General features: G+C 72.0%; 9 protein-coding genes. 6 read left to right on the forward strand and 3 right to left on the reverse strand.

Translation table 11 applies throughout. The features are described 5' to 3' along the window. Window positions 1–150: 150 nt before the first annotated feature. Window positions 151–999 (reverse strand): (2Fe-2S)-binding protein, encoded by an 849-nt coding sequence (locus AC068Z_RS25895; protein WP_478560095.1) that lies wholly within the window; start codon window positions 997–999, stop codon window positions 151–153. 156 nt (window positions 1000–1155) lie between these two features. Here AC068Z_RS25895 and AC068Z_RS25900 point away from each other — a divergent pair, with 156 nt between their 5' ends. Next, window positions 1156–1947, forward strand: coding sequence for a GntR family transcriptional regulator (locus AC068Z_RS25900; protein ID WP_478560098.1), 792 nt, complete (start codon window positions 1156–1158; stop codon window positions 1945–1947). A 478-nt stretch (window positions 1948–2425) separates the two neighbouring features. Here AC068Z_RS25900 and AC068Z_RS25905 read toward each other — a convergent pair whose 3' ends face one another. Continuing rightward, window positions 2426–3199, reverse strand: coding sequence for a hypothetical protein (locus AC068Z_RS25905; RefSeq protein ID WP_478560101.1), 774 nt, complete (start codon window positions 3197–3199; stop codon window positions 2426–2428). A gap of 156 nt (window positions 3200–3355) precedes the next feature. Further along, entirely contained in the window at window positions 3356–5029 is a 1674-nt protein-coding gene (locus AC068Z_RS25910; protein ID WP_478560104.1) for a PucR family transcriptional regulator, read from the reverse strand. Between the two features lie 377 nt (window positions 5030–5406). Between AC068Z_RS25910 and AC068Z_RS25915 the strand changes: the two genes are divergently transcribed. From AC068Z_RS25915 to AC068Z_RS25935, 5 genes are all read left to right on the forward strand, one after another. Beyond that, window positions 5407–6306 (forward strand): FAD binding domain-containing protein, encoded by a 900-nt coding sequence (locus AC068Z_RS25915; RefSeq protein WP_478560107.1) that lies wholly within the window; start codon window positions 5407–5409, stop codon window positions 6304–6306. Continuing rightward, complete coding sequence (locus tag AC068Z_RS25920; protein WP_478560110.1) at window positions 6306–6890, forward strand: (2Fe-2S)-binding protein; 585 nt, start codon at window positions 6306–6308, stop codon at window positions 6888–6890. Before AC068Z_RS25915 ends, AC068Z_RS25920 begins: the two co-directional genes overlap by 1 nt. A gap of 2 nt (window positions 6891–6892) precedes the next feature. Then, entirely contained in the window at window positions 6893–9283 is a 2391-nt protein-coding gene (locus AC068Z_RS25925) for a xanthine dehydrogenase family protein molybdopterin-binding subunit (RefSeq protein ID WP_478560113.1), read from the forward strand. A gap of 185 nt (window positions 9284–9468) precedes the next feature. Continuing rightward, entirely contained in the window at window positions 9469–10926 is a 1458-nt protein-coding gene (locus tag AC068Z_RS25930; RefSeq protein ID WP_478560116.1) for an NCS2 family permease, read from the forward strand. 47 nt (window positions 10927–10973) lie between these two features. After that, complete coding sequence (locus tag AC068Z_RS25935; protein WP_478560119.1) at window positions 10974–12125, forward strand: XdhC family protein; 1152 nt, start codon at window positions 10974–10976, stop codon at window positions 12123–12125. Window positions 12126–12141 lie beyond the last annotated feature (16 nt).

Genomic DNA, 12141 nt, shown 5'->3' on the forward strand with positions numbered 1-12141 from the left:
AGTTGAGTTCGAATAAGAGTACCCGTACGGGTGGTTCCACGGAAAGTTCCTGCGACGAGTGAGGAAGTTGTGAAACGCCTGTAACCATGCGGGCGGTCCTCGGGAGTTGATCTTACGGGAGCCTGTGGGGTGCTCGTGCCCGACAGGGCGTCAACCGACCGCCGCCAGCAGCTTGGTGACGCGGTCGGCGTCCCGGGTGCGGGGGCAGGTGCCGCACGTGTCCTCGGGCGCCAGGGTGTAGTACATGCAGCAGCTCACCCGGTCGCGGGTGGTCAGCGCCTCGCCGTTGGGGCCGGTCAGTACCCGGAAGGCCGCCGATCCGGCGTAGGGCTTGGTGGAGCCCGGCAGCAGCAGCTCCAGCTCGCGCATCGCCCGCTCCTCCTCGTCGAGGAGCTGGCCGATGTACCACAGGCTCTCGACGGTCTCGTCGGTCGCCATGCCCCACAGGGCGTGGCCGCGGCGGCGCATCCGGGGGCCGAAGGCGGCGAGCACCGGCTCCAGATGCTCGGCGATCGCCTCCCGGACCGCGGCCCGCAGGGCCCCCTCGTCGGGGGCCACACGGGCGCCGGGGAGGTCCGCCGCCGGGTCGTCCGGCAGGCACGCGAAGCCGGCGGTCGGACGGACCGCCATACGGCCCAGGGGGAGGCCTTCGGCGTTCCGGTCGTAGGAGACATGCGTCACGGGCAGGCGCGGGACGCGGCGGTGCAGGAACCACGGGACGGTGATCAGCAGGACGGCGGGCCAGGCGTAGCGGTGCAGGCCGAAGCTGGCGGTCACGTCCGGGCGGGCCTGCCGCTCGTAGTCGCGCAGGATCTGGGCGTCGTCCCAGGCCAGGAAGGCGTCGAGGGCGGCGCCGCCCGCGGCGAGGTCGGCGGCGGTGACCCAGCCGGGGCCGGAGGGGGTGGGGTCCGCAGGGGTGAGCTCGGTCACCGCGAGTGACGGGAGGACTTCGGTGAGCCGTGTGTACGCGTCCGTCGTGGCGGAACGGGGTACAGGCATCCGGGTCTCCCGATCGAGGTCGATTTTCAGGTAAGCCTTACCTTACCCAAGATCGCGGAGATTTGAACTGACGGCCGGTGCGCTTATCGTGCTTGACGGGCGAGTGGCAACCCGCCGTAATGACCCCAAGTACTGAAACGTCCGGAGGAGGAGCCCGTGAACCAGGGTGCGCAGGGCTCCAGTGAGGCGCGGGCCGCCGAGCGGGCGGGAGTTCCGCAGGTCCGGGGCGAGGCCAGGGTGCCGGTGCAGCCCGGAGCGGCGGACCGGGACGGGGTCCGGGGCGAGCACACCCACAGCGAACCGCCGATTCCCCGTCCCAGGGCCGCAGTTCAGCGGTCCTCGGTGCGCGGCCAGATCCTGGACGCGCTGCGCACCGCGCTGGTGACCGGTGAGCTGACGCCCGGCGAGGTCTACTCGGCCCCCGCCCTCGGCGAGCGCTTCGGTGTCTCCGCGACCCCGGTCCGCGAGGCCATGCAGCAACTGGCCCTCGAGGGCGCGGTGGAGGTCGTGCCCAACCGGGGCTTCCGGGTGGTCGAGCGCGGCGTCCGCGAACTGGCGGAACTGGCCGAGGTACGGGCGCTGATCGAGGTCCCGGTGATGCTGCGCCTGGCGCGCACGGTCCCGTCGCAGCGCTGGGCCGACCTGCGCCCGCTGGCCGAGGCGACGGTACGGGCGGCCGCGAGCGGCTGCCGGGCGACGTACGCCGAATCGGACCGGGCCTTCCACACCGCGATCCTGGCCCTCTCCGGCAACGGCCAACTGGTCCACATCGCCGAGGACTTGCACCGCCGCTCCCAGTGGCCCCTGGTGGGCCCGCACCCCACCCGGGGCCGCGCCGAACTGCTCGCCGACGCGGCGGAGCACACGGCCCTCCTGGACGCCCTGATCGCCCGGGACCTGGACGTGGTGCGCGCGCTGGTGGGGGAGCACTTCGCGGGGGCGTCGTAGAACCGCCGCTCTCGGCCGAGGGCCAGCCGCCTCGGGGTGCAGGGCGGCCACTTCACGCGACAGGGCAGCCGCCCTCCCGTCACAGGGCGTCATCTCCCATCGCGGCGCAGCCGCCGCACGTGGCAGGGCAGCCGCCCTCCCATCGCTGGGCGTCCGCCTCCCGTCGCAGGGCGGGCCATTTCCCGTCGCTGGGCAACCGCCTCCCATCGCGGGGCAACCGCCGCCCGTCACGACGCAGCCGCCCGTCCATCGCGGGGTACCCGCCGCACGTGGCAGGGCAGCCGCCCTCCCGTCGCTGGGCAACCGCCTCCCATCGCGGGGCAACCGCCGCCCGTCGCGAGGCAGCTGTCCGTCCATCGCGGGGTAGCCAACTCACGCGGCAGGGCAGCCGCCCTCCCGTCGCAGGGTGGCCGCCTCCCGTCGATAGGCGGCCGCTCTCCGTCGCGGGCAGCCGTCCGTGTCGATCAAGGCGGCTGTCTTACGCGGTCGCCGCTCCCGGTGTCGGTGGTGCCTGGGCCAGGTGGGTGGCGAGCCAGGTCGGGACGCCGCCCAGGAGGCGGAACAGGCGGCGGGCCTCCTCCCGGAGGCGGGAGGCCTCGGGTTCCGTCTCGGTGTCCGCCAGGGAGGCCAGCGCCGGGGCCGTGCCCACCAGGTAGCCCAACTCCTCCCGGATCCGCAGGGATTCCGCGAAGCCGTGCCGGGCCTCCGCCAACTCGCCGTCTCGCAGGGCCAGTCCCGCGAGGTGGCGCCAGGTGAAGGAGAGCAGCAGCGGGTCGGCGTGCGCCGTCGCCGCCGCGTGGGCCCTGCGGTAGGCCGCCCGCGCCGCCTGCGGGGAGCGGGCCAGGTTCTCCGCCAGCAGGCCCCGCCGGAAGTCCAGCAGCGCCCGGCCCGGCGCGCCCGGCGGGATCAGCGCCGCCGCCCTGCCCAGCGCCGCCCGCGCCTCGTCCGCGCGGTCGCGGACCGTGTGCAGCGTGGCCGCGTAGGCAAGTTGCCCGCGTTCACAAGCGGCCGCCCCCCGCTCCTCGTCGGTGTGCGCCGCCGCCTCCGCCGTACGCAGCGCGTCCTCCGCGTCCTCCCAGCCCTGCTCGGTGTACAGACACCGTTCCACCAGCAGCGCGGCGCGCTGGAGCGAGGCGGCCGGGGTGTCGGGGCGCAGAAGGGCGGCCGCGTCGGCCCAGCATGCCCGTGAGCGCAGCCGCCATACCGCGGTCTGGAGTGGATCGTCACCGGCGGTCGTTCCGTTACCAGACATGGCGGTATGCGCCACGTTGCCCTCCCCGAGCACGCCTTTGAGCTTTGAGTGGTGGGCGCATTTCAGCATCTGCGGCCCACGCAGGCCAAGGGGGTAGGTGAAGGATTTCACAAAGTCGTGGGACAGCGGAGCCGGACTCGAGCCGCCCGCCCGGCCTCAGCTCATCCGCAACGCGAGGAAGAAATCGAGCTTGTCCTCGAGCCGGGACAGGTCCCGGCTCGTCAACTGCTCGATTCGTCCCACCCGGTAGCGCAGGGTGTTGACGTGCAGGTGCAGCCGGGTCGCACAGCGCGTCCAGGAGCCGTCGCAGTCCAGGAACGCCTCCAGGGTCGGGATCAACTCGGCCCGGTGGCGGCGGTCGTAGTCCCGCAGCGGGTCCAACAGACGGGCGGTGAAGGCCCGTCGGACGTCGTCCGGGACGAAGGGGAGCAGCAGCACGTGCGAGGCCAGCTCCTGGTGGCCCGCCGCGCACACGCGGCCGGTGCGCGCCGCCGCCACCCGCCGGGCGTGCCGGGCCTCCTCCAGCGCCCCGCGCAGCCCCTCCGCCGAGTGCACCGCCGCGCTGACGCCGAGCGTGACCCGGCCGTCGTCGTCCAGGCCCGCCGACAGCGGGTCCCGGACCGACTCCAGGAGCGCGTCCGCCATGATCCCCGTCTCCGAGCCGTCGTGCTCGGCGGCGACCGCGGGAAGCGGCACCAGCGCGATCGCCTCGTCGCCGGTGTGCGCCACGGCGATCCGGTCCGAGGGCTCGGGGCCGGTGGCCAGCGGGTCGGCCAGGATCTCCTCCAGCAGCGACTGGGCCACCGGGCCGCCCTCCACCTCGCCGCCGTCCCACTCGACCCGGGCCACCACGACCTGCCAGTGCGGGGCCGCGCCGAGGCCGGGCAGCAGGACCGGGGCGGCCACCCGCAGGCGGGCGGCGATCTCGGCGGGCGCGGCGCCGGTCTGGACGAGCTCCAGGACCTCCTGCGCGAGCCGGCGGCGGACCGTGCGGGCCGCGTCCCTGCGGTCCCGCTCCACCGCGATCAGCTGGGTGACGCCCTGCAGCAGGTCGATCCGCTCCTCCGGCCAGTCCCCGGCGTCCGCCTCCACGGCCAGCAGCCAGTCCGACAGCACCGTCTCGCGGACGTCGCGCGAGGCCTGCGGGGAGCGGCCGGTGCTGCGGATCGGGAAGAGGGAGTACGGCGTCGAGCCGAGCGTGATCCGGTGCGGCCCACGCCGGCCGGTGCGGGCGGCGGCCAGGTGCTCGGCGGCGAGCTTGGCGCACATGTCGGCCGGGAGCAGCGGCTTGTCGGCCTTCGAACCGGCGATCAGCCGGCCGGTGGGGGAGAGCACCCACGCCCGCAGGTCCAGGTCGGTGCCCAGGAGGTCCAGGACGACGTCCGGGCCGCCCCCGGCCGGACCCGAGGTCATCATCCGGCGGTGCCGGTCCACGACCGCCGCGAGGTCCCCGGCGCGCTCGCCCGAGACCTGCCGTACGACGTGCTCGGTGATCGTCGCGAAGGCCACCGACTCGTGCACGGCGAACAGCGGGAGGCGGTGGCGGGCGCAGGCCGTGACCAGGTCCTCGGGGACGTCGCCCAGCTCGGCCTCGCCGGCGGCCAGGGCGGCCACCCCGGCCTGCGCCAGGATCCGTACGAACGGTTCGGCGTCCGCGGAGTCGCGGCGCCAGGCGAGGCCCGTGAGGACGAGCTCGCCGCCCGACAGGTAGCGGCTGGGGTCCCTCAGGTCCGTGGTCATGACGCCACGGACCGTGCGGTCCAGTTCCTCTTCGCCGCCGAGCAGCTTGAGGCCCAGCGCGTCCGTGTCCAGCAGTGCGCGCAGCCGCATTCTCGTCGCCGCCGTTCTTTGTCTCGAAATCTACGATGGATCCAGGTGAAAGATGAGGTCTCGGGCCCGTCCGGCGGGCCGGAGGGCGACGCTCGCCGTCCCGTGGGTCACGTTTCGGCTGTGTCCCAGGTCACGTGGCGTGCGTCGCACGTTTCCACAGGAAAACCAAGAGGTTACTGATGACCTCCGTTCATACGAATCTACAAGATGACCAGGCTGGCCAGCCAACTCCTTCATGGTTTCCGTGACTGACCCCGGTGGAGTACGGCGCTGTGTACTGACCTCACTCCGCGTTAACAGCACATGAACGAGCCGGACCCGCCGCACACGAACTGGCTCAATCCGTACGACTCACGAGACGAAGAAGAGAGCCGGTCATGGACTTCCTTCGCCCCGCCAGCTGGGAGGAGGCGCTCGCCGCGAAGGCAGAGCACCCCACCGCTGTGCCGATTGCGGGTGGCACCGATGTGATGGTCGAGATCAACTTCGACCACCGCCGGCCCGAGTACCTCCTCGACCTCAACCGCATCGGCGATCTCTACGAGTGGGAGGTCGGCGAGGAGAGCGTACGGCTCGGCGCCTCCGTCCCCTACACGAGCATCATGGAGAACCTCCGCGCCGAGCTGCCGGGTCTCGCCCTCGCCTCGCACACGGTCGCCTCCCCGCAGATCCGCAACCGCGGCGGCGTCGGCGGCAACCTCGGCACCGCCTCCCCGGCCGGCGACGCCCACCCCGCCCTCCTCGCGGCGGGCGCCGAGGTCGAGGTCGAGTCGGTGCGCGGGTCCCGCCGTATCCCCATCGACGAGTTCTACACCGGCGTGAAGCGCAACGCGCTGGCGCCCGACGAGCTGATCCGCGCCGTGCACATCGCCAAGGCGGACGGGCCCCAGCAGTACTCGAAGGTGGGAACCCGCAACGCCATGGTCATCGCGGTGTGCGCCTTCGGGCTCGCGCTGCACCCCGAGACGCGGACCGTGCGGACGGGCATCGGCTCGGCCGCCCCCACCCCCGTGCGGGCCAAGGCGGCCGAGGAGTTCCTGAACGCGGCGCTCGAAGAGGGCGGCTTCTGGGACAACGGCAAGATCATCACCCCGTCGGTCGCCAAGCAGTTCGCGGACCTGTGCTCCGCCGCCTGCAACCCCATCGACGACGTCCGGGGCACGGCGAGCTACCGCCGGCACGCGGTCGGCATCATGGCCCGCCGCACGCTCACCTGGACCTGGGAGTCCTACCGCGGCACTGAAGGCCACGCCAATCAGAAGGGGAGTGTCGCCTGATGCGCGTCAACTTCACTGTCAACGGACGTCCGCAGGAAGCCGACGACGTCTGGGAGGGCGAGAGCCTTCTGTACGTGCTGCGCGAGCGGATGGGCCTGCCCGGCTCCAAGAACGCCTGTGAGCAGGGCGAGTGCGGTTCCTGCACCGTGCGGCTCGACGGCGTGCCGGTGTGTTCCTGTCTGGTCGCCGCGGGCCAGGTCGAGGGCCGCGAGGTCGTGACCGTGGAGGGGCTCGCCGACTACGCCAAGCAGCGCGCCGAGGGCGGCTGCGCCACCGGTGCCTGCGGGGGCGGCTCGGTCGACGAGGCCAAGAAGTGGACGGCCAAGGGCCAGGACTCGCAGACCGGCGAGGGCACCGAACTCTCCCCGATCCAGCAGGCGTTCATCGACGCCGGTGCCGTCCAGTGCGGCTTCTGCACCCCGGGTCTGCTGGTCGCCGCCGACGAGATGCTGGAGCGCAACCCCAACCCGAGCGACGCGGACATCCGCGAGGCGCTCTCGGGCAACCTGTGCCGCTGCACCGGCTACGAGAAGATCATGGACGCGGTCCGCCTGGCGGCCGCCCGGCAGGGAGAGGCGGTCTGACGATGCCCACCAACGGCGCTCCCACGAAGATCACCCAGGGTTCCCAGACCAAGGGCGGCATCGGTGAGTCCACCCTGCGCCCGGACGGCACCCTCAAGGTCACCGGCGAGTTCGCGTACTCGTCCGACATGTGGCACGAGGACATGCTCTGGGGCCAGATCCTCCGCTCCACCGTCGCGCACGCCGAGATCGTCTCCATCGACACGAGCGAGGCGCTCAAGACGGCGGGCGTGTACGCCGTCATGACGTACGACGACCTGCCGACCGACGTGAAGAACTACGGCCTGGAGATCCAGGACACCCCGGTCCTCGCGCACGGCAAGGTGCGCCACCACGGTGAGCCGGTGGCCATCGTCGCCGCCGACCACCCGGAGACCGCGCGCCGCGCCGCCGCCAAGATCAAGGTCGAGTACCGCGAGCTGCCCGTCATCACCGACGAGGCCTCCGCGACCGCGCCCGACGCGCTCCTGGTCCACGAGGGCCGCGACGACCACCACTCCGGTCACGTCCCGCACCCGAACATCGTGCACCGCCAGCCGATCATCCGCGGCAACGCCGACGAGGCCGCCAAGCGCGCCGACGTCATCGTCAGGGGCGAGTACACCTTCGGCATGCAGGACCAGGCCTTCCTCGGCCCGGAGTCCGGCCTCGCCGTGCCCGAGGAGGACGGCGGCGTCCACCTCTACATCGCCACCCAGTGGCTGCACTCCGACCTGCGCCAGATCGCGCCCGTCCTCGGCCTGCCCGAGGAGAAGGTGCGGATGACGCTGGCCGGTGTCGGCGGCGCCTTCGGCGGTCGCGAGGACCTGTCGATGCAGATCCACGCCTGTCTGCTGGCGATGCGCACCGGCAAGCCGGTCAAGATCGTCTACAACCGCTTCGAGTCCTTCTTCGGGCACGTCCACCGCCACCCGGCGAAGCTCTCCTACGAGCACGGCGCCACCAAGGACGGCAAGCTCACCCACATGAAGTGCCGGATCGTCCTGGACGGCGGCGCCTACGCGTCGGCCTCCCCGGCGGTCGTCGGCAACGCCTCCTCCCTGTCGGTCGGCCCGTACGTGATCGACGACGTGGACATCGAGGCCGTCGCCCTCTACACCAACAACCCGCCCTGCGGCGCGATGCGCGGCTTCGGCGCGGTCCAGGCGTGCTTCGCCTACGAGGCGCAGATGGACAAGCTGGCGGCGGAACTGGGCATGGACCCGGTGGAGTTCCGGCAGCTCAACGCCATGGAGCAGGGCACGATCATGCCGACGGGCCAGCCCGTCGACTCGCCGGCCCCGGTCGCCGAACTCCTGCGCCGCGTCAAGACGATGCCGCTGCCGCCGGAGCGCCAGTGGGAGTCCAGCGAGGGCGCGGACGTACGGCAGCTGCCGGGCGGTCTGTCCAACACCACGCACGGTGAAGGCGTCGTGCGGGGCGTGGGCTACGCCGTCGGCATCAAGAACGTCGGCTTCTCCGAGGGCTTCGACGACTACTCCACCGCCAAGGTGCGCATGGAGGTCGTGGGCGGCGAGCCCGTCGCCACCGTGCACACCGCGATGGCGGAGGTCGGCCAGGGCGGCGTCACCGTCCACGCGCAGATCGCCCGCACCGAGCTGGGCGTCACCCAGGTGACCATCCACCCGGCCGACACGCAGGTGGGCTCGGCGGGTTCGACCTCGGCCTCCCGGCAGACGTACGTCACCGGCGGCGCCGTCAAGAACTCCTGCGAGCTGGTGCGCGAGAAGGTCCTGGAGATCGGGCGCCGCAAGTTCGGCTCCTACCACCCGGCCTGGGCCACCGCCGAACTCCTGCTGGAGGGCGGCAAGGTCGTCACCGACGGCGGCGAAGTCCTCGCCGACCTGGTGGACGTGCTCGAAGGGGAGTCCGTCGAGATCGAGGCCGAGTGGCGGCACCGCCCGACGGAGGCTTTCGATCTGCGCACCGGCCAGGGCAACGGCCACGTCCAGTACTCCTTCGCCGCGCACCGCGCGGTCGTCGAAGTCGACACCGAGCTCGGCCTGGTCAAGGTCATCGAGCTGGCCTGTGCCCAGGACGTCGGCAAGGCGCTCAACCCGCTGTCCGTCCTCGGGCAGATCCAGGGCGGCACCCTCCAGGGCATGGGCATCGCGGTGATGGAGGAGATCGTCGTCGATCCCAAGACCGCGAAGGTGCGCAACCCGTCCTTCACGGACTACCTCCTCCCCACGATCCTCGACACGCCGATCATCCCGGTCGACGTGCTCGAACTCGCCGACGACCACGCCCCGTACGGGCTGCGCGGCATCGGCGAGGCTCCCACCCTCTCCTCGACTCCGGCCGTCCTCGCGGCGATCCGGAACGCGACCGGGCTGGAGCTCAACAGGACGCCGGTACGGCCCGAGCACCTCACCGGTACGGCGGCCCAGTAACACCGCAAGTCCCTCCGGGCGGCGCCGGGAACGTCACACTTCGCCGCGCCGCCCGGAGTATCCACGCCAGATCGTTCGTCTCGGGCCGTCCCCCGGGTCGTGCGGCCGAAGCACCTTCCCAAATCCCGTAGCCGCACCGGCGGTCCCCATACGGGTGTCCCTATGAACCTTGGGAGTAGGCCCACATGACCCAGCAGTCACTGGAGCCGACGACCACTGCCGAAGACGCGGGCGAAGGCACCCGCCTCCCCGCCGGCAGGTCGTGGCTCGACCGGTACTTCCACATATCCCACAGAGGATCGACCGTCGCGCGCGAAGTGCGCGGCGGCATCACCACCTTCATGGCGATGGCGTACATCCTTCTGCTCAACCCCCTGATCCTGTCCGGCAAGGACGCGGCGGGGGACACGCTCGCCCAGAAGGCGCTGATCACCGCGACCGCGTTCGCGGCGGCCTTCACCACGCTGCTGATGGGCTTCTTCGGCAAGGTGCCGCTCGCCCTCGCCGCCGGCCTCTCCGTCTCCGGCGTCCTCGCCTCGCAGGTCGCCCCGCAGATGACCTGGCCGCAGGCCATGGGCATGTGCGTGATGTACGGCGTCGTCATCATGCTGCTGGTCGTCACCGGCCTGCGCGAGATGATCATGAACGCGATCCCGCTCGCGCTCAAGCACGCGATCACCATGGGCATCGGCCTGTTCGTCGCGATCATCGGCCTCAACAAGGCCGGGTTCGTCCAGCAGGGCGAGGCCACCCCGCTCACCCTCGGTCCCACCGGTGAACTCGCCGGCTGGCCCGTCCTGTTGTTCGCCGCGACCCTGCTGGCGATCTTCATGCTCCAGGCGCGCAACATCCCGGGCGCGATCCTGATCGGCATCGTCGGCGGCACGCTGGTCGCCGTGATCCTCAACGCCGCCGGCGTCATCGACCCCAAGCAGTGGGCCAGCGGCGCCCCCGAACTGCACGGCAGCGCGGTGTCGATGCCCGACTTCTCGATCTTCGGCCACGTCGAGCTCGGCGGCTGGGGCGAGGTCGGCGCGATGACGGTCGGCATGATCGTGTTCACGCTGGTGCTCGCCGGGTTCTTCGACGCGATGGCCACCATCATCGGCGTCGGCACCGAGGCCAAGCTGGCCGACGACAAGGGACGGATGCCGGGCCTGTCCAAGGCGCTGTTCATCGACGGCGCGGGCGGTGCGATCGGCGGCGTCTCCGGCGCCTCGGGCCAGACGGTCTTCGTCGAGTCCGCCACCGGCGTCGGCGAGGGGGCCCGCACGGGTCTCGCCTCGGTCGTCACCGGCCTGTTCTTCGCGGCCTGTCTGTTCTTCACGCCGATCACGGCGATCGTGCCCGGCGAGGTCGCCGCCGCGGCCCTGGTGGTCATCGGCGCCATGATGATGATGAACGCGCGGCACGTGGACTGGGCCGACCGCGCCACGGCGATCCCGGTCTTCCTGACCGTCGTGATCATGCCGTTCACGTACCAGATCACCGCGGGTGTCGCCGCCGGTGTCATCTCCTACGTGGCCATCAAGACCGCTCAGGGCAAGATCCGGGAGATCGGGGCGTTCATGTGGGCGCTGACGGCGATCTTCCTGGTGTTCTTCGCACTCAACCCGATCGAGAGCTGGCTCGGCGTCCACTAGGACCTCGCCGGGCGCCCTCCACACCACCGCATTGAGGAGACCGAGAGATGCTGGACATCGCCGAAGAGCTGCACCGGTGGGTCGAGCAGGGGCGTGACTTCGCCGTGGCGACCGTGGTCGCGGTCGGCGGCAGCGCCCCTCGCCAGCCCGGCGCCGCGCTCGCGGTGGACGCCGACGGCACGGCGATCGGCTCGGTCTCCGGCGGCTGTGTGGAGGGCGCGGTCTACGAACTGTGCCGGCAGGCGCTGGAGGACGGCGAGACCGTCCTGGAGCGCTTCGGCTACAGCGACGAGGACGCCTTCGCGGTCGGACTGACCTGCGGCGGCGTCATCGACATCCTGGTCACGCCGGTACGATCCACCGACGCCGTCCGCCCGTTGCTCGCGTCCGCGCTGCGGGCGGCCACGAGCGGGGAGACGGCGGCGGTGGCGCGCATCGTGTCCGGACCCGCGGAACTCCTGGGCCGGGCGATGCTCGTCCGGCCCGAGGGTTCCTACGACGGTGGCTTCGGCGCCCATCCCGAGCTGGACCGCACGGTCGCCGCCGAGGCCGGTGCCTGGCTCGACGCCGGCCGCACCGGCACCCTGGAGATCGGAGAGCAGGGCTCTCGCTGCGGAGCACCGCTCACGGTGCTGGTGGAGTCCTCGGTGCCGCCGCCGCGGATGATCGTCTTCGGGGCCATCGACTTCGCGTCCGCGCTCGTGCGGATCGGCAAGTTCCTGGGCTACCGGGTGACGGTGTGCGACGCGCGGCCCGTCTTCGCGACCGCGGCCCGTTTCCCGGAGGCCGACGAGATCGTCGTGGAGTGGCCGCACCAGTACCTGGAGCGGACCCACGTCGACGCCAGGACGGTCCTCTGCGTCCTCACCCACGACGCCAAGTTCGACGTACCCCTGCTGCGGCTCGCCCTGCGGCTTCCGGTCGCCTACGTCGGCGCGATGGGCTCGCGCCGCACCCACCTCGAACGCAACGAGCGGCTGCGCGAGGTCGGCGTCACCGAGCTGGAACTGGCCCGGCTGCGCTCCCCGATCGGCCTGGACCTGGGCGCCCGTACGCCCGAGGAGACGGCCCTGTCGATCGCCTCCGAGATCGTGGCGAACCGGCGCGGCGGCAGCGGGGTCTCCCTGACCGGCGCCCACACGCCCATCCACCACGACGCCACCTCGGCACCGGCGGGCCGCATCGGCTCGGTGGCCTGACCGGCGGGCCGCGATG

The organism is Streptomyces sp. NPDC043726 (assembly GCF_056436565.1).